The organism is Dendronalium sp. ChiSLP03b (assembly GCF_034531165.2).
Taxonomy (GTDB): domain Bacteria; phylum Cyanobacteriota; class Cyanobacteriia; order Cyanobacteriales; family Nostocaceae; genus Dendronalium; species Dendronalium minutum.
The window spans coordinates 122042-140080 of sequence record NZ_JAVRBR020000147.1; the positions used below are offsets into that span (position 1 = coordinate 122042).

Below are 18039 nucleotides of genomic sequence, written 5' to 3' on the forward strand. Positions count from 1 at the left end.
AATCTGACTTATAATAAATATTACGTACGCTAAGTATTTAGTCCAATGGTTGCTCAATCAGATTATTCTCCAATTTTAGAGTCGTGGCAGCACAATTTAGCACCACACAATCTGGGCTACCGAATCAAATTGCTATCACAACTACTCAGTCGCAAGTTTACTGAGAGGCTCGAACCGTTTGGAATGACACCATTTCACTGGTTGGTATTATGCTGTCTGTGGCAAGAAGACGGTTTACCTACTTCTAGTATTGGCGACAAACTCCAGCAAGTGGGAGGAACTCTCACAGGCGTACTAGACCGTATGGAAGAACGCGGCTTGGTGCGTCGAGAACGCGACTCTCACGATCGCCGCATTTGGCGGATATGGCTGACAGATGCAGGTAAGGAACTAGAATCGGTACTGCCCCCAATTGCCGCTGAAGTACGCGAACAAGCGATGCAAGGTACTTCTTCTACCGAACGCGAACTCTTTTCCCAAATCCTAAATCGGGCGATTGCTAACTTATCTTGAACGGTGCTGAGGAGCCACTGCGTTACGCGGGTTAAGAGCGTTGTAGACGCGCTTTGCGCGGTGAACCAGCGCGGTCTTGGGGAGCCACTGCGTTGGGCGGCTTTGCCAACTTGTAGACGCGCTCTGCGCGGCTTCCCGCAAGGTAGCAAGTAGCGTTGCTAATTAAAACAAGGATTTTCGTTATTTCGTTGTACTAGAACAGGCGATCGCTAACCTGTCTGGAGACAGTCCCACAATCACCCTACTGGGTGAAGTATTGTTAAATTTTTTTTACAATAATACTAAGCATACAAAATAAATGCCAAGTAAATACATGTAAGCGAATATTACGTACCCGAAATAACCATCTATTCATTAAATCATGTGGCAAGGGAGCTAACAACCATGAGTGCTAATACTCTTAACGGACGCAAACGCAACACAACAGTTTTAGAAAAAGAACTGATTACTGATACAGATACTTTAGAAGCTGTTACTCCAGAGACATCTGCAAAGGTAGAAGCGCCGATTGTGACTCCAGAAGCGCCTGAAACCGATGTACATCAACCAGAAATAGAGAAAAAGGTTGCACCGAAGAAGAAAAAACCGATTGCCTTGATTGCAGCAGTAGTGGGTGTAGGTGCGATCGTCGCAGGCAGCTTTGGTTATCGTTACTGGCAGTATGCTTCTACCCATCAGCAAACAGACAACGCCACAGTTACGGGTAACGTTCACCAAGTTAGTAGCCGGATTCCTGGAACAATCGATCGAGTATTGGTAAATGATAACCAGCTAGTACAACCAGGACAGCTTTTAGTAGAACTAGATCCACGGGACTATCAAAGTAAAGTACAACAAGCAACTGCCGCCCTAGAAAATGCTCGCAGTCAGGCGCAAGCAGCACAAGCAAATATTGCCTTAGTCGCACAAACAACTAGTGGTAAGACAACTCAGGCGCAGGGGGATGTCAACAGTGCTGTAGCTGCTATTTCCACAGCACAAGCAGCAGTCAGAGAAGCCCAAGCAGGGATACCTGCTGCCCAAGCCCAGGTAGCGCAAGCAAATGCCAATTTGCAAAAAGCACAAGCAGATTACAATCGCTATAACCAGCTGTATCAACAAGGTGCAATTGCTCGCCAGCAGTTAGACACAGCCAAAGCAGCTTACGATGTGGCTACAGCACAAAAGAATGCCGCTATCCAGGGAGTAGAGCAAGCACAAGCCCAGTTAGCTTCGGCAAGAGTTGGTGTAGCTAAAGCCCAATCTATACTGGCACAAGCCCAAGAAGGAGTCACCAGCGCCCAAGCAAAACTGGCAGCATCTAGAGGGGGATTGCAACAAGCTACAGCCGGCGGACAAGACACTACAGCAAAACGCAGTCAGTACGAAGCAGCAAAAGCAGCGATCGCCCAAGCAGAAGCATCTCTCAAAGACGCACAGTTGCAACTTTCCTACACTAATATTACTGCTCCGAGTGCCGGACGAGTAGGTAATAAAAACGTGGAAGTTGGCAACCGGGTACAAGCAGGAACGCCATTGATGGCGATCGTCGATGACCAGAAATGGGTAGTTGCGAACTTCAAAGAAACTCAATTGGAAAACATGAAACCAGGAGAACCAGTAGAAATCAAGCTGGATGCTTTTCCCCATCACACTTTTAGCGGTCATGTTGACAGTATTTCGCCAGCTTCCGGCGCTCAGTTTGCACTATTGCCACCAGATAACGCTACAGGTAACTTCACCAAAATCGTACAGCGCATCCCAGTGAAAATAGTTTTAGACCAAAAAAGTATTCAAGGATATGAATCGCGGATTACTCCTGGGATGTCTGCGGAAGTTGCGGTGGAAGTCAAATAATACCAATTTGCCTTTAAAGTATGAAAAAATTTCTTTCCTGCTTGTATCATCTCTCCTGCTACAGAGAGGGGTTTGAGGCAAAGTTGTGATGATATTGATGAAAGCATATTGGTATAAAGTCAGTCTTGCATGAACAAACAAGCCACCTTGAAAAAACCGCTACTACCGGCATTAAGCTCAAGAAACTACCGTCTATTTTTTGCCGGACAAGGTATTTCCTTGATTGGGACGTGGATGACACAACTTGCCACAATTTGGCTGGTTTATAGTTTAACCAACTCCCCCTTAATGTTGGGTGTTGTCGGGTTTACCAGCCAAATTCCTAGCTTCTTTTTAGCGCCTTTCGGCGGAGTTTTTGTAGATCGCTTTTCTCGCTATCGTACCTTAATCGGTACACAAATAATGGCGATGATTCAGTCGCTAGCATTGGCAGTACTGGCACTAACTGGTGTAATTCAAATTTGGCACATCATCGCTTTAAGTTTGTTTCAAGGATTTATTAACGCCTTAGATGCACCAGCACGCCAAGCATTTGTACCAGAACTCGTTGAACGCAAAGAAGATTTAGCCAATGCGATCGCCATTAACTCAACGATGATTAACGGTGCGCGATTAATTGGCCCTGCGATCGGAGGCTTACTAATTGCCAGAGTTGGAGCTGCTTACTGTTTCTTAATAGATGGTTTAAGCTATATTGCCGTCATTGCTGCCTTATTGGCAATGAAAATTAAACCTTGGAAATTTTCAGTAGCCAAGGCTAATCCTTTACAACAAGTCCGAGAAGGTTTCGTATATGCCTTTAGTTTTCCACCAATTCGAGCCATATTATTGCTATCAACTTTAGTCAGTTTGATGGGATTGCAAAATACTATTCTCGTACCAATTTTTGCAGAAGATATCCTCAAAGGTGGAGCCGAAACTCTAGGATTTTTGATGGCGGCATCAGGAGTGGGAGCATTATCAGGTGGAATTTATTTAGCAACACGACAAACAATATTGGGAGTTGGTAAATTAATTGCTTTAGCTCCAACAATTTTAGGAGTTGGTTTAATTGGATTTTCTTTATCCCGATTTTTACCGCTTTCTTTATTCGCAATGCTCTTTGTTGGTTTAGGCACAATTTTGCAAATCGCTTCTAGTAACACATTTTTACAAACAATTGTTGAAGAAGATAAGCGTGGAAGATTGATGAGCTTATATACAATGTCATTTTTAGGTATGATCCCATTAGGTAATTTAATGGGAGGTGTCGTAGCTAGTCATATTGGTGCTGCTAATACATTAATTATTGATGGTATTGCTTGTATTATAGGTTCTGTCATTTTTTACAGACAACTACCTGCTTTAACTAAAATAGTTCTTCCTATATACGAGCAAAAGGGAATAGTAAAAAGTGTAAGATAAATAATCATAAATAACTCTGATTATTGATTTAATTTTTCTTAAAATTAAAATTGCTGGAGCAATACAATGGCTGATACTGATGCAATTCATCAGCAGGGAAAAAATCCTGTTGAACCATCAAATCGCGTGCCCTTAAGAACCTGGATTGGTGTATTAGCTAGTATGCTCGGTGCATTTATGGCAGTACTAGATATTCAAATAACCAATTCTTCGCTACAAGATATTCAAGCAAGTTTAGGAGCAACTTTAGAAGAAGGTTCTTGGATTTCTACTGCTTATCTTGTAGCAGAAATTATAGTAATTCCTTTAACAGGATGGTTGTCGCGGGTGTTTTCTCTGCGACTTTACTTATTAGTTAATACTGTCTTATTCATCTTTTTTTCTATATGCTGCGCCTGGGCATGGAATCTCAATGCTATGATTGTTTTTCGTGCTTTACAAGGCTTTTGTGGCGGAGTTTTAATTCCCTCTGCTATGACAATAGTACTGACAACTTTGCCTCCAGCTAAGCAAACAGTTGGACTAGCTGCATTTGCTATTACCGCAGTTTTTGCACCGTCAATTGGCCCGACATTAGGAGGCTGGTTAACAGAAAACTTTAGTTGGGAGTACAGCTTTTATATTAATGTAATACCAGGGGTTTTGATGCTATCTGGTGTTTGGTACGGACTTAAGCAAGAAACACCCCAAATTAATTTACTAAAACAGGGTGACTGGTGGGGAATTATCTCAATGGCGATTGGCTTAGGTTCTCTGCAAGTCGTCTTAGAAGAAGGTAGCCGCAAAGATTGGTTTGGTTCAGCATTGATTGTGCGGCTAAGTGTAATAGCAGTGATTTTTCTAGCAATATTTTTCTTTATAGAATTAACTCGCAAACAACCATTTATTAATTTGCGACTCGTACTTAAGCGTAATTTTGGTTTAGCCAGTATCGTAAATGTTTCACTAGGGGTAGGATTGTACGGTTCGATTTATATTTTGCCGTTGTATCTTGCTCAAATTCAAAAATACAATGCATTGCAAATTGGTGAAGTACTAATTTGGGCAGGCATTCCCCAACTATTTATTATTCCTTTTCTTCCCAGACTAATGCAACGCATTGATGTGCGTTTTATGGTTGCGATCGGTGTGACTTTATTTGCTGTGAGTGCATTTATGAACTCCAGCATGACTTACGAAACGGGATTAGATCAATTACGGTGGTCGCAACTTGTGCGGGCAATGGGACAACCATTGATTATGGTGCCGTTGACTTCTATCGCTACTGCTGGGTTGAGTCCAAAAGAAGCAGGTTCGGCAAGTGGTTTATTTAATATGATGCGGAATATGGGTGGTTCTATAGGAATTGCATCCTTAGCAACTCTATTAACTAATAGAGAACAGTTTCACTCCAATAGATTGGGTGAAGGGCTATCTCTATTTGACCCACAAACTCAACAGCGAATTGACCAAATGACACAGTATTTTGTTAGTCGAGGAGCAGATTTGAGTACAGCTAACGATCAAGCGATTAAAGCCATAGATAATATTGTTCGTCGTGAAGCTTATGTTATGGCTTTTAATGATTGTTTCTATTTTATTGGAATTGCTTTATTACTCAGTGGGCTTGCTATTTTGTTCTTCAAAAAAGTGAAAGCGACGGGCGGTGCTGTTGCTCATTAAATTTGCTTTTTTAGTTAAAATATTTGATGAAACAAGAAAGACACTAAGATGGTCATTAGCCAAAGTGAACGCTATATATACCAAAATGTAACGCTGTGAGAAAAATGAATAAAAAATAAGATATTTTTCTTATAGTTATAATTGATAATCTAATGTCAATGTCTTTTGCGTCCACTTTTGAAACTCATCTCTATAATTTTTCTCTGTAATTAACTTTTCAATAAATGATTCAGATTGATGAGTAGCGATCGCACTGCAAAATTCATCTATTTTATGAGAAATATCCGTGCTTTTAACTACTTTTCCTTCTCTAAAAATCAACTCATGCACTTCTCGGAACTTATAAGCTGGATGATATCCCAAATGAATATACATTTCTTTAATAAAGTGTTTACCCAGTAATAATCCTCCACTTAAATCAATAATTTTATTTATTTCTTCATATACAAAATAAGAGTCGTAATTGGGATATTTGGGATTGATATCAAATAGTCTTTGACCTCTGCCATACTTTACAGCTAATCTATCTTTTAATTTCAATCCAATATTTAGCTGCTTTAAGTAGAGATTTTCTTCAGATACTCGATAAATACAAACGTACCCTCGGTAACAAGCTGTTGAAAAACTAGTGGGAGAAATTCCATCTTGCTGAGGATTATATAATCCAGTGCCATTAATAGCCGTAATGCTAAATTCTTGCTCTTGATAAAAAACTCGATCGCTAATTTGAGCAGTCATGCTGCTACATCCATAATAAAGACTGCTAAAGCATTATTATCCTAATCTAACATTGCTGGATCGATTCCTAGCTTCTGACTCTGGTAGTTGGGTATGGTCAGGTAAAGTTAATGCCGATAGTGAAGTCATAGGGTTTGACCAGGAATCTATCTAAGCTTAATTCTAATCGTTTACCCATTAATTTTTATTTTCATTTGAAAACGCAGCTACACTTTTTTTGCAGCCAAGCTAATACATTCCGATTTTATAATTTATGAAACGCTAGGATCATCTAAAGTTGTCATCTGCTGTAAAATCTGTTGGACTTGGTAAACTTTTTCATTTCTACTTTGAGCTTTGAAGATATTTAAAGCTTTTTCTAAAGTAGCTTTTGCCTCATCGCGTTTATTTGTTTGCCACAATGCTTGTCCTAAATTAGTTAGTGCATCGCCATAATCGGGATTAATTTCTAAAGATTTCCTATATTCAGTAATCGCTTCTTCCCAGCGGTCTTGGCTAGCGTAAACAACACCGATCGCGTTGTAAGCTAGAGCATATTTTGAGTTCAGGCGAATCGCTTGTTGGTAGGAACTAATTGCTGCTTCTGGTTTGCTTTGACGAAACAGCACGTTTCCTAACTGAAAATGTCCAAAGGCATCTTTTGGGAACTTTTTAAGGAATTTGCGGAGGTTTTCTTCTGCACCTTTGTAGTCTCTTTGATTGTACAAAGCATTGGCTTGTTGCAAAAGTCGCGATCGCTCTGGTTGGTCTGTGCCTGAAAACTGTGCTATTTTCTGGGGTTGCTGTGTTGACTGTTTGGGCAAATGCAAAGAAACTTTTCCAGTAACTGCTACCGCTGATGGTGATATGGCAATTGCAGTTATCATACTCAGTATCGTGCCGCTCAGAGGTTGAACAAATAATGATTTGAGTTGGCTTTTCAGCTTCATCGTCCTCAATGCCCTAATAACGTCCTGATTCTCATGATAAAGTGATGACGCGTTAGTCAGCGTGTATCAACAATTATCGACGCTGTATTAATTCATAGAAAGGCATCTCCAATTAAGGAAATGCCAATCCAACGTCTAAAATTACTAAGCGCCTTCCCGTAACTTATCTAACACACTGCGATCCTCTAAGGTTGAAGTATCACCAGAAACCTCTTGCCCCGCTGCCAAATTCCGCAGCAATCGCCGCATAATCTTACCCGATCGCGTTTTCGGCAAAGCATCGGTAAAGCGAATTTCTCCCGGACGGGCGATCGCGCCAATTTCTTTGACAACATGTTGCTTGAGTTCTTTACTCAAATCCTCACTCGCCTGATATGTGCCTTCTAGAGTCACAAAAGCGACTACTTCTTCACCCTTGAGTTCATCTGGCTTACCCACTACCGCAGCTTCTGCCACTGCTGGGTGAGACACTAATGCTGATTCTACTTCCATTGTACCGAGTCGGTGCCCTGATACATTCAGCACGTCATCTACACGACCCATTACCCAGAAATAACCATCTTCATCGCGTCTGGCCCCATCACCAGCAAAGTAAGTATAGTTGCCATCTTTGGGGGGGATGTGTTCCCAGTAAGTGCGGCGAAAGCGTTCTGGATCGCCGTAGACTGTCCGCATCATCCCCGGCCAAGGATGGCACACTGCTAAATAACCGCCCTCGTTTTCAGGTACAGAGTTACCTTCCAAATCGACGATATCTGCAATAATTCCGGGGAAGGGACGAGTTGCTGAACCCGGTTTAGTGGGAATTGCGCCTGGTAGCGGCGTAATCATGATACCGCCGGTTTCTGTTTGCCACCAAGTATCGACGATTGGGCAGCGTTCGCCACCAATTACTTTGTGATACCACATCCAAGCTTCTGGGTTAATCGGTTCGCCAACGGTTCCCAGCAAACGCAACGATGACAAGTTGCGGGCATTGGGATGCTGTTCGCCCATTTTAATAAATGCCCGAATTGCTGTAGGTGCAGTATAAAAAATATTGACACCGTATTTTTCAATTACATCCCAAAAACAGCCAGGATTAGAAGCACGAGGCGCACCTTCGTACATCAGCGTCGTTGCCCCGTTGGACAAAGGGCCGTAGACAATGTAACTGTGCCCAGTAATCCAGCCTACGTCAGCAGTACACCAGTATACATCTGTATCTTGCAAGTCGAAGATCCATTTGGTGGTCATGTGGGTGTACAAGTTATAACCAGCAGTTGTATGCACAACGCCCTTCGGTTTACCAGTACTACCAGAGGTATAGAGGACAAACAGCATATCTTCACTATCCATCGGTTCGGCGGGACAATCGGCTGAGGCATCTTTTTGTAAATCGTGCCACCAACGATCGCGTCCCCCCAACTGCATATAAGTTTCCTGTCCGGTACGTTTGACAACCAGGACGTTTTCCACGCTGGGAACAGCACCATCAGCTAAGGCTTTGTCTACTTGTTCTTTGAGTGGGACGATCGCATCTTTGCGCCAACCACCATCAGCAGTGATTACTAATTTTGCTTTGGCATCGATTAAGCGATCGCGCAAAGCTTCCGCACTAAAACCACCAAATACTACACTGTGAGGTGCGCCAATTCTGGCACAAGCTAACATGGCGATCCCAGCTTCCGGAATCATCGGCATGTAGATACCGACGCGATCGCCTTTTTGGACTCCCAGTTGCTTCAGCACATTGGCAAATTGACAAACCTCGCGGTGTAGTTGGGCATAGGTGAGAGTCCGCGAATCTCCTGGTTCCCCTTCCCAAATCAGCGCGGCTTTATTTTTGCGCCAAGTGGTGAGGTGTCTGTCAAGACAGTTGTAGGAAATATTAATCTTACCGCCGACAAACCACTTAGCAAAGGGCGGTTGCCAGTCGAGTATGGTGTCCCATTTTTGGAACCAGTGCAGCTCTGTTTGCGCTAATTCCGCCCAGAATTGCTGAGGATCGGCTTTGGCCTTATCATAAAGACGCTGATAGTCTTCTAAACTTTTGATATGAGCGTTTTGGGAGAAGTCAGCAGCAGGATGGAATAGGCGCTTCTCTTGCAGTATTGATTCTATAGTTGGTTGAGACATGTTTATGGCAGCTAACGGTATTGTTACTGAAAAGTATTATTAGCAAAGTTGTGCCAGACGGTGTTTAGCTTTTCATTAAGCTGGGCGAAAATCACCAAGTTAATCAGTTTACACCAACCAAAAGCAAGTAATGACCAAGAGGTGTAACTCCCATAAGAAATTTAACCTTTGGAGAAAGTCCAGATGGAATCCATTATTGAAGCAAAAGTTATTAATAAAACTGTATTGGAATACTACTGTGAATCTGAAGCTGTTGGTATCCGCATCCGTGGCTTTATTCCTCTCCAAGAAGCTTTAGAGATTGCTGACAAGCTACTGAATAGTAGTAGCTTGTCAAACTGAGGAGTACGAGTAAATATATCTTCATTTTTGGGGTATAGACCGGGAATGCCTCTTGTATATTGGATTTAAGCTACATCAGGGATTTATAGGACTTACGCACCAGTAATGCAAAAACGTAGACGCGCGGCTTCCCGTTCGCCCTTGGCGTTCCCGCAAGGTATGGTACCGCAAACGACGCAAAGTACACGTAGACGCGCAAGCGGCTTCCCCAAGGGTAGGAATAAGAGTTTAAGAGAGTTTTTGCGTAGTCCTGATTCAATTCAAGACCTAAATCCTGAGTGTAGTTCTAGCAGTCCTAAGTCACTTGGGAATTCTATCTCTCTTCCCTTGCACCCTTGGCGTTCTACCCTGCCGGAAGCAACTGCGCGTCTAATGCAGTTCGATTAAAAAAGTAATTTTCACAAATCAAATAGGATTGCTATATTTTATTAATTTTTATTACAAAAGCAGGTATCCCTAAAATATGCTGTCCGAAAAGAGTGCCAGCCCAAACTCTAGTGTGGAAAGTAGCTCGCAATTTCCCTGTGTTGCTGCTTTTGCAGGAACTATATTAACGCAAATATTTAGAGTAGCGCATACAATACACTATGCAATATAATCCGATCAAGCTAGTCAAGAGTGCAATTGCCAGATCAAAGGGTGCGATTCAATCTAGGAATCAGACAAAACCTAACACTAACATTTTTGTTAACAGAGATATTAACTAGTTAAATTAGGTATAAATTGAAAAAAGCGTTAGTTTCTGAAAGTAGGGCATAGTTTGCAAGCAAAAGAGATTAAGGATCGGCTCAAGTCCCTCATCGAGCAAGCCTCCTCGATAGACCCTAATTTAGCAAGAAGATTAGATGAAATTAATCGTTGGGTCAAGAATATCAAGCCAGGTTCCCTGACTGCGAAACCATTTGTCCTTGCCTTCCTCCTAGAGGTAATTACCGATTCTACAATTTGGCTGCTTATTAAATCCTTACCTACCCAAGAAGAACAAAAAGCCAAGTTTGAGCAAATGACACCCAATGAGAGATATTGGTACGGTTATCTTTTTCCTAAGTGGATCGATGCAACTGACTCCAAATTTTATATTTGGAAGCAAAAATTAATGGCAGGAGAATTTAATCAAGTTGATGATGATATTATTAAATCTATAGCTCAAGATATTGTTAGTCGTGAAGGTAGTTTTTGGCAGCGTTATATCGCCGACCTTTCCATGGCTACAGATTTAATTGTGAGTAGTCGCCAAGAAAAACCACTATGCATTCAAGTCACCAGTGTATCTGAAGAATTTAATCACCAAAAGTATCATTATTGGAAAAGTACACTAAATTTATGGGAAATAGAAAGAGGACTATTCTTAAGCTATAGTCCCAAGGGTGCTGATTTTATCAATCAGTTAGTCAATGTTGCTCTGTATAACAGTGATTATCTTGCGGGTGGCAAGTATTTAAAGTTTTCGCGTTCCTTTCAGTAATTGATTATTCAAGATTTGTGTCTTAGTCTACTTACTTGCCCATCACAAATTGTATGGCTAATCAAAAAGAAACTCACGAGCTAGAAAATCAAGTGGACAAATTTACTGAAGCTTTAGCAACAGCCCGAAGAATGCAGCAAGACTGGCTAAATTACGGGTTAAACTTTATCCATATTTACGTTGAAGACGTAGATGGAGATTGGCTGGAAACGTGGGAAGATGTGGAACTAGCAGGTCATTCACTATTAGACACTATCAAAGAATTTCTGGTAAGTGATGATGATGTAGCTATCAGGGTAAGACAGCATTTAAAAGAACGCTCACTTTTTGATTTAGCAGTAAACTTAGAAGAATACTGGAGAATTTCCAAAGCAGATGAGAGGTTATCTGCTGTGATAAATTTGTTAGCCGATGATGTAAGTAGTGAGACGGATTTTGATTTATTACATTTAGCGGATAGTCTATTAGCAAAGTTGGCTGAGATTTTGTAAAACTTTTGTTTGGAGTGTAATTTATCCAAATATCAACTAGGCAAACTAACTCACGTGCTTCCCTATCTGATGTTGACATGTCGTCTATAAACAAACCAAGTTTGCCCACCTTGATTTTGCTGACTGTTACACCTTGAGGGTGAGTTCTGGAACGTTACTTCCCAGTAATCATCTGGATATTCAATGTTGCCAAAGTAGCGGCTATTGCGATCGTCTTCTCTAACTGGTGACTCATTAACTGGTCGTCTATAAGACGAGACTACAAATCGTTCGCCTCGTCTAACATAACACCTTTGATTATCATCGATTATTTCGGCTGATTGTTGATACCAATTTAGTTGGCGTTTAAAATAAGTGCCAGTGTAGGCAGTAACCTCCAAATCATCAGTCGGGCTAGGAGTAGTTTGAGAAGAGGCGGTGTCGGAATTGACCACACCCAACATTCCACACACCAAACCCAAACACAAAAATAATTTTGGATACAAATTAGTGGGATTAATACTCATCTTTGATTTTCTGAGTGCTTAGTATGATAATTTGCCCTAATTTCACCATTATCACATAAATTTTGACTGTAAGTACAGTTGCGTATATACTTCAAGTTTGCTAGCTTTTCAACACCTAGTACGTCAGGGCGGAAATAAAACTATTTCTTATCAAAAGTCACATAGTATCAAAGCTTACGTGTCTTAACTGGTTGAGCCGGATTACCTGCATAAATTGTCATCGGCTCTAAAGAACGCGCAGTAACTCCACCTAGAGTCAAGACTGCTCCCTTGCCTACAGTCACTCCGGGGCCAATTACTGACTTTGCTGCAATCCAACTACTCTCTTGGATATGGATAGGGGCAGTAATCAATTGAAAATTGGGATGATTCCAGTCATGATTTCCGGTGCAGAGATAGACTCCTTGAGATAGGCAAACATGACTTTCTATAGTAACATGAGCTAGGTTATCAATCCAGGTATCTTCTCCCAGCCAGACAAAATCACCAACAGTTAACCGCCAGGGAAACTTCACTCTTACTCCTGGCTTAATGCGGGCACCTTGACCAATTTCTGCTCCAAACCAGCGGAGTGTCAAAACTTTTATGGCTGATATGGGGAACCAATGACTTTCAACCAAGGGCGATCCCACAAAATACCAAAGAAGTTGCTTCCAGTATGGTGCGCCTGGAGTATAACTACCTGTAGTGTAACTATCTAAACGCATATTTATAGTCAATCAATAGTTGGATTAAAACTCGCACCTGTACGACCTGTAACAATCCAAAGTAGAGAGCGAGCAATATCGCGAATAATGTGGAGCGTGGTTTCTTTGGGTCGGTCTGATGGCACAGAGAGTGGAGTGAAGGCAATACCTCGGCTACCAAAAACAAGGGTAGCGATCGCTTTAGCCCTGGGCATGTGAAAATCAGAAGTAATCAGGTAAAGGTGTTGAAGCTGTAGTTTTTTAAAGTCAGACACTAGAGAGGTAAAGTTAGTTACAGTATCAATAGCACGAGTATCAATATGTAATTGTGTATTGGGAATATCTACGGCTTGAAAAGTTTTACGTGTTTTTTCAGGAACTGGCGGCGAAGACACCCAAATTTCCAGAGAAGGATACCATTGGGCTATTTCGGCAGTAAACTTCTCTCTAGCTGGCTCACCACCTAGAGTAAAAAAGGCTTGGGGTTGGGGTGCGTAAGTATATGCTATTGCCAAACGCAAAGGAATTATCAGCACTAGGATGAGGATAAAACCTGCAAGAGTGAAAATCCAATATTTTTTGATTAGGTGAAATTGTTTCACAGAATCAACTAATTCCTCTATGGGCTGAAACTCACAGAACTAACGTTTCTATAATAAGCTGTTAGACCAAGGAAATAGCACATTGAGTTGAGTCCACTGTAGACTGTTAGCGATCGACAGTCTACAACTACTACAAATATTTATGCTTTCTTAATACACTTTAACTTCTCATGTCCGACTACACGCTCATAATTTCGTTAGACTATAGATAGAGTATTTTTTGATAACTCCTAAAGGTCAACCAGCACAATAGTCTACGGTTACACTTGGATCCCCTTTAGGCAGCTACCGTTGGAGAACACCTAAAGGTTAGACCCACGGTACTAAGCTTGTCTATCCAGGCTAATGAATTTATGAGCTTGCAAAACGGACATGACATGAAGTCAGCAGTGCGGACGCATAAATCTAAATCGGAGGTGAGTATACCTTTATTTTTCTCCAGTATGAATGGTGAAAAATTAAGGTATGAAAAGGAATATGAGTTGAAACTGAAGTTTCTATTCCGCCATCTTACTACTCAAAGCCTATGTTTAATTAGGTGCATGGACACCATTGCTATCAAAATAGCCTTCCCGATTGCCAAAATAATACATTGCATCACGGGTTTTGGAGATAGTTTGCTCGAGAGTAATCCCCTTGGAAGCATCGGGTTGAGATCTAATAAGGGTTCCCATGGCGTTACTATACCACTTCTCAGTACTGGTATTGTTACGGACGGTAACCCAATCAAAATGCACTACGCGAGTCGTTCCTTTAAACGGAGATCGCGGATCGTCCCAAGTTACTGTCTGACCTGCCTTACGCAAATCGTTAACTTTGATACAATCACCTTGCAAGTAGCCGATCTCAGGAATAGAACACATATCAATGCGCCTTCCTAGATTATCTGGTTTTGTCGGGTCATAAAAACGGCTGGGTATTGATACCCTAAAATAAGTACCCGCAGTTATGTCAAAGAGCTTAGAGTAATTTCGATCGAATCCTCTTTGCCCCCAATGGTCTAACAATTGACCGTCATTTTTGCGGTAAAGTCCGTGGATAAATCCTGCTGTCCAATCCTCAAAGTAATTTTTGTAGTACTCAGTGGATGCATTTTGTCCTTGCTTGACTTTCGCAACGAGATTGTCGAGACACTCTTTATCCGGGATGATTCGTGCGCTTTCATTATCTAAAGTAGGTGATGTAGTTGGATCGAAGTAACCGAGAGTCTTAGTTCCTCCACATACACCACTAAATTCGCCAGCCCCACCAAATAAATGCATTGCTTGCCATTTAATCTTTGCGCCATTGTCACAACTGACGTAGTAGAATAGTTCATGCATGTTGTTAGTGAATGCATCTTTTGAATGAGTGCCCTGGTGAAGTTTTACGAGTATCTGGCACAAGGGGCCTGTTCCTCCACCCGGTAAACCTACTCTCACGTCATTCTTCCACTCAACTTTGTGACCAACATGATCCTCATGACGAGGATGTTGTGGGTCGCTGAGAGCAAGTTGCTCGTTTACGTATCCGAAAGGCAATCCCCAGGATACGAGTTTTGATGAGTTTGGATTTCTTCCATGCTCGTGTCCATACGTGCAAGTCTTGCCAGTAGTTGGATCGGTATCGGTTGGTGGATGCCAAGTTGGATACACTTTATTGTCTGGGCCATACACCCAATAGCGATCGTGCAACCATTTGGGACATGTATCAAACTTAGTTGGTGTCCATAAACCGTATGCAGAACTCAATTTCGCACCACTTGGTGGAGACTGAGAGCCAATGGGCGGAGATGTGGTTTGAGCTTGCCCTAGATTCGGTGTGAGGTGTAGTTGCATAACCACAATGAGCAAGCTTACACCAATCGCGATCGCGAAACGGCGTAATAAACGCAGCCTTCGAGTCATAGTTGCTCCTAAAAAAATACAAACAAAAGGCAACCTGTGGTTTGGTGGTTGGAACAATGTCACTATAAACCATACAAAGGGAGCCGTAACAATTTGTAATTTTTAGGCTAGTATTTGCACTATGTAGCTCTTAGGCTGATAGTAGCACTATCTTCTCCTAATAGAAAAGCTAGAAAGGCTGGAATTTACGGAATTTTTATGTTTGACTCAAAAAAGTTTCTCCCTAAACTTTGGTTCTATCCGATCGCCTAAGAGCGTTGAAAAGGCTATTAGATTTACTTATCACAAATCTATTTATCGAGAGAGAGACGATCGTTAAATTTAACTGTTCGCAAAATATCAGGGCGAGTGCTGATATTACAGGGGTAACACTGTAAATTAGCTCTCATAAGAGTAAAGAAGGTGCTTCACAGCGTTATACATTGCCGTTAAGGAATAGAAACTTGCTAAAGGCTGCGATTTCAAGGTGTTCTTGGCTAAAAGTAAGAGTATGAGTGAGGTAGTCAGGGGCAAGTTCAATATCATTGTTAAGAACAGTATCAGGATCTGGCCAGCAAAAGTCTGCGAATAAAGCGGTAAACACTCGTTCAGTCAAGGGTCTGGGGGTGTTTAGCAGAGGGAATAATAACAGTGTGTAACATAAGAAAATTTTTAGTTAATTCTGCTAGGAGTAATAAGGACGTAATAGCTTGATTTTTCTCTTAATAAATCTTCATATTTCTACATATATCTTAATGATAAACATTGATCTAATTTTTTAGATTTTAAGTAGCTCAAATCTTGATTATGTAAGGGTTACAAGGTACTAATCACCACGTTATAAGAGTTGTTACTAGCAATCATTGTTTGTACCAAAATCTGTATGCTGCAATTTTTCAGACTCTATCAGACGAATTGCCAGCAGAATCTCGACTAGAACACGCTGAAACGCATAGTACCAACCATGCCAACCATCGAGAATACCGCCCTTGAGAATTAGGCAATAAATCAAGATAATGAAAGGAGCCAGGATTTTTTGTTTGCGGATGCGATCGCTTAAACTCAGTTCACTCACTGGAGCCTCTAGTATCTTCTTGGCTTCAATCACTACGTAGCGATCCTGTGCCCAGAACCAACGGCTCAAGGATTTGCGATCGTCATGGTAGATATATGCAAAGAGTATTCTCGACTTACCCTCTACCAAAACCCGATGAGCGTGTCCATCATCTTTGTAAATAGCTTTTTCTCTTCTGTAGAGAACCTTACGGGGTGGAAGTAAGGTGCCACGTAAAGGCTTACCAAAAACGCAATATTTAAATCTAACGCTGTAGCTGTCTAAGTCAGTCTCTTCTGGTAGTGCTTTAATTTCATTAATTAGTTCATTAGTTAAAACATAATCAGCATCTAGCGATAGTACCCATTCAGATGCAATTTTTTCTAGCCCATAGTTGCACTGAACAGCAAAAGAATCAAACTTTCTTTGAAAGACTTGTACTTGAGGATAGGAATAACAAATATCTAAAGTTTCATCTGTACTATAACTGTCAATCACTACAATCTTTTGTGCCCAAGTGAGATGTTGGAGAGTGCGATTAATATTGGGTGCTTCGTTGTAGGTAAGAATAAGAGGGGTAATTTTTTCTAACAAGTGCATAAAAATTATTTATAACTAACTTAATAATTCACTTACAGAAAAGTATTATTCAGTCAAAGGCTTTTGTTGGATGATACTTACATAAACCTGTTGCATTTGGCAGGCAATTTTTTCCCAAGTGTATTTCTCAAATATAAATTCATGAGCGCGATCGCCCATTGCCTTTGCCTGTTGGGGATTTTTTAAACAACTACTCAAGGCGTTAGCAATTTGCTCGGCATCAATGTCAACCACAAGAGCTGCATCAGCAACTGCCGCTTCTGGAAAGTTACAACCAGTAGTAATGACGCAGGGTAGTTTTGCAGCCATTCCTTCTAGCACAGACACACTAAAGCCTTCGGAATAGGAAGGCGCAACATAGAGACTGGCAGCGGCAAGTGCTGCATATTTAACAGAACCAGTGAGCATTCCGGTAAATGTGACAGCATCCAAACATCCTGCCTCAGCAAAGTAGTTCTGAGCTGTTTGACAAAAGCCGATATTATCAGGCCCTGCAATAATTAAATGAGTTTGAGGAAACTGGGTATGGACTTTGGCGAATGCAATAGCAAGCAGATCGAGTCCTTTTTTGGGATCGATCCGCCCTAAAAATAAAATTAATGTTTTGTTGCGAGTCTGAGGAAACTGTTGATAAAAAAGCTCTGGATTGGGTAGTACTTCAAAGTCTTGCTGGTGAATCCCGTTAGGAACAACTACTAAAGGTGCTTTCAACTGAAGCGGTTCTATTCTTTTCGCTTCAGTAGATGCCAACATTTGCACAGCACTGGCACGCTGAAAAGCAGGCTTTTCCAGCAAAGCGAAGTAAAAACGCTTTTTACTAGATTTATAAGCTAGTGCCCAAGGTTCTAACATCCCATGAGGAGTCATGATATAGGGTACTTTATTCATGTGACAAGCCCAATGAGCAGGTAGAACAGGATAAGAAAAAACAGCGTTAGTGTGTACTAAGTCGTAATTAGAGACGTGCTGAAATAACCACTTAGTCAAAGACCAACTGATTTTATAATCCAGAAAACCCCAGTAAGGAAAGTATTGAACTCGATAATATTTCTCCGTCACCCAGGTGAGAATAGGGACATCCATACTAGTAGAACCGTTGGCAGTTGTCGCCACGATATCAATGTCTACTCCCCGAGTACCTAATGCCTGAGCTAGCTCGATTACACTCTTAGTTGGGCCACCATAAACAGGGCCAAGGGCAGGAATAACTATTAGAATCTTCATAGGC

At 41.4% G+C, this 18039-nt stretch carries 17 protein-coding genes; 7 read left to right on the top strand and 10 right to left on the bottom strand.

Annotated elements, in window-relative coordinates; genetic code table 11:
* The first annotated feature begins 45 nt into the window (after positions 1–45).
* From RMY31_RS34045 to RMY31_RS34060, 4 genes are all read left to right on the top strand, one after another.
* Positions 46–513 carry a MarR family transcriptional regulator gene (locus RMY31_RS34045; protein WP_322658644.1) on the top strand — a complete coding sequence of 156 codons (468 nt, stop codon included), beginning with the start codon at positions 46–48 and terminating at the stop codon, positions 511–513.
* Between the two features lie 384 nt (positions 514–897).
* Positions 898–2349, top strand: a complete 1452-nt coding sequence (locus tag RMY31_RS34050; protein WP_409879256.1) for an HlyD family secretion protein — start codon at positions 898–900, stop codon at positions 2347–2349.
* Between the two features lie 129 nt (positions 2350–2478).
* Complete coding sequence (locus RMY31_RS34055) at positions 2479–3753, top strand: MFS transporter (RefSeq protein WP_322658642.1); 1275 nt, start codon at positions 2479–2481, stop codon at positions 3751–3753.
* A 66-nt stretch (positions 3754–3819) separates the two neighbouring features.
* Positions 3820–5415: a DHA2 family efflux MFS transporter permease subunit gene (locus RMY31_RS34060; RefSeq protein WP_322658640.1), complete on the top strand. Its 1596-nt coding sequence runs from the start codon at positions 3820–3822 to the stop codon at positions 5413–5415.
* 135 nt (positions 5416–5550) lie between these two features.
* Here RMY31_RS34060 and RMY31_RS34065 read toward each other — a convergent pair whose 3' ends face one another.
* From RMY31_RS34065 to acs, 3 genes are all read right to left on the bottom strand, one after another.
* Positions 5551–6153, bottom strand: coding sequence for a hypothetical protein (locus RMY31_RS34065; protein WP_322658639.1), 603 nt, complete (start codon positions 6151–6153; stop codon positions 5551–5553).
* 251 nt (positions 6154–6404) lie between these two features.
* Positions 6405–7082: a tetratricopeptide repeat protein gene (locus RMY31_RS34070; RefSeq protein WP_322658638.1), complete on the bottom strand. Its 678-nt coding sequence runs from the start codon at positions 7080–7082 to the stop codon at positions 6405–6407.
* 144 nt (positions 7083–7226) lie between these two features.
* Positions 7227–9200 carry an acetate--CoA ligase gene (acs, locus tag RMY31_RS34075; protein WP_322658637.1) on the bottom strand — a complete coding sequence of 658 codons (1974 nt, stop codon included), beginning with the start codon at positions 9198–9200 and terminating at the stop codon, positions 7227–7229.
* 183 nt (positions 9201–9383) lie between these two features.
* On the opposite strand from acs, the gene RMY31_RS34080 reads away from it, so the two are divergent.
* From RMY31_RS34080 to RMY31_RS34090, 3 genes are all read left to right on the top strand, one after another.
* Positions 9384–9542 carry a hypothetical protein gene (locus RMY31_RS34080; RefSeq protein ID WP_322658636.1) on the top strand — a complete coding sequence of 53 codons (159 nt, stop codon included), beginning with the start codon at positions 9384–9386 and terminating at the stop codon, positions 9540–9542.
* 760 nt (positions 9543–10302) lie between these two features.
* The gene (locus RMY31_RS34085; protein WP_322658635.1) at positions 10303–11007 is read left to right on the top strand and encodes a hypothetical protein; all 705 of its coding nucleotides are present in this window, start codon (positions 10303–10305) and stop codon (positions 11005–11007) included.
* 53 nt (positions 11008–11060) lie between these two features.
* Positions 11061–11498 (top strand): hypothetical protein, encoded by a 438-nt coding sequence (locus tag RMY31_RS34090; protein ID WP_322658634.1) that lies wholly within the window; start codon positions 11061–11063, stop codon positions 11496–11498.
* 62 nt (positions 11499–11560) lie between these two features.
* Here RMY31_RS34090 and RMY31_RS34095 read toward each other — a convergent pair whose 3' ends face one another.
* From RMY31_RS34095 to RMY31_RS34125, 7 genes are all read right to left on the bottom strand, one after another.
* Positions 11561–12004, bottom strand: a complete 444-nt coding sequence (locus RMY31_RS34095; protein WP_322658633.1) for a hypothetical protein — start codon at positions 12002–12004, stop codon at positions 11561–11563.
* A gap of 167 nt (positions 12005–12171) precedes the next feature.
* Positions 12172–12711, bottom strand: a complete 540-nt coding sequence (locus tag RMY31_RS34100; protein WP_322658632.1) for a WcaF family extracellular polysaccharide biosynthesis acetyltransferase — start codon at positions 12709–12711, stop codon at positions 12172–12174.
* 8 nt (positions 12712–12719) lie between these two features.
* Complete coding sequence (locus RMY31_RS34105; protein ID WP_322658631.1) at positions 12720–13292, bottom strand: YdcF family protein; 573 nt, start codon at positions 13290–13292, stop codon at positions 12720–12722.
* A 530-nt stretch (positions 13293–13822) separates the two neighbouring features.
* Complete coding sequence (locus RMY31_RS34110) at positions 13823–15178, bottom strand: hypothetical protein (RefSeq protein ID WP_322658630.1); 1356 nt, start codon at positions 15176–15178, stop codon at positions 13823–13825.
* A gap of 415 nt (positions 15179–15593) precedes the next feature.
* The gene (locus RMY31_RS34115) at positions 15594–15773 is read right to left on the bottom strand and encodes a hypothetical protein (RefSeq protein ID WP_409879262.1); all 180 of its coding nucleotides are present in this window, start codon (positions 15771–15773) and stop codon (positions 15594–15596) included.
* 237 nt (positions 15774–16010) lie between these two features.
* On the bottom strand, positions 16011–16811 hold the full coding sequence (locus tag RMY31_RS34120) for a glycosyltransferase family 2 protein (protein WP_322658629.1): 801 nt from the start codon (positions 16809–16811) through the stop codon (positions 16011–16013).
* Positions 16812–16856: 45 nt separating this feature from the next.
* Complete coding sequence (locus RMY31_RS34125; protein WP_322658628.1) at positions 16857–18035, bottom strand: glycosyltransferase; 1179 nt, start codon at positions 18033–18035, stop codon at positions 16857–16859.
* Positions 18036–18039: the final 4 nt, after the last annotated feature.

Excerpts from the sequence above, each read along its gene's own strand:
- RMY31_RS34045 (WP_322658644.1), top strand. The coding sequence starts at position 46 with ATGGTTGCTCAATCAGATTATTCTCCAATTTTAGAGTCGTGGCAGCAC.
- RMY31_RS34050 (WP_409879256.1), top strand. The coding sequence starts at position 898 with ATGAGTGCTAATACTCTTAACGGACGCAAACGCAACACAACAGTTTTA.
- RMY31_RS34055 (WP_322658642.1), top strand. The coding sequence starts at position 2,479 with ATGAACAAACAAGCCACCTTGAAAAAACCGCTACTACCGGCATTAAGC.
- RMY31_RS34060 (WP_322658640.1), top strand. The coding sequence starts at position 3,820 with ATGGCTGATACTGATGCAATTCATCAGCAGGGAAAAAATCCTGTTGAA.
- RMY31_RS34065 (WP_322658639.1), bottom strand. The coding sequence starts at position 6,153 with ATGACTGCTCAAATTAGCGATCGAGTTTTTTATCAAGAGCAAGAATTT.
- RMY31_RS34070 (WP_322658638.1), bottom strand. The coding sequence starts at position 7,082 with ATGAAGCTGAAAAGCCAACTCAAATCATTATTTGTTCAACCTCTGAGC.
- acs (WP_322658637.1), bottom strand. The coding sequence starts at position 9,200 with ATGTCTCAACCAACTATAGAATCAATACTGCAAGAGAAGCGCCTATTC.
- RMY31_RS34080 (WP_322658636.1), top strand. The coding sequence starts at position 9,384 with ATGGAATCCATTATTGAAGCAAAAGTTATTAATAAAACTGTATTGGAA.
- RMY31_RS34090 (WP_322658634.1), top strand. The coding sequence starts at position 11,061 with ATGGCTAATCAAAAAGAAACTCACGAGCTAGAAAATCAAGTGGACAAA.
- RMY31_RS34095 (WP_322658633.1), bottom strand. The coding sequence starts at position 12,004 with ATGAGTATTAATCCCACTAATTTGTATCCAAAATTATTTTTGTGTTTG.
- RMY31_RS34100 (WP_322658632.1), bottom strand. The coding sequence starts at position 12,711 with ATGCGTTTAGATAGTTACACTACAGGTAGTTATACTCCAGGCGCACCA.
- RMY31_RS34110 (WP_322658630.1), bottom strand. The coding sequence starts at position 15,178 with ATGACTCGAAGGCTGCGTTTATTACGCCGTTTCGCGATCGCGATTGGT.
- RMY31_RS34120 (WP_322658629.1), bottom strand. The coding sequence starts at position 16,811 with ATGCACTTGTTAGAAAAAATTACCCCTCTTATTCTTACCTACAACGAA.
- RMY31_RS34125 (WP_322658628.1), bottom strand. The coding sequence starts at position 18,035 with ATGAAGATTCTAATAGTTATTCCTGCCCTTGGCCCTGTTTATGGTGGC.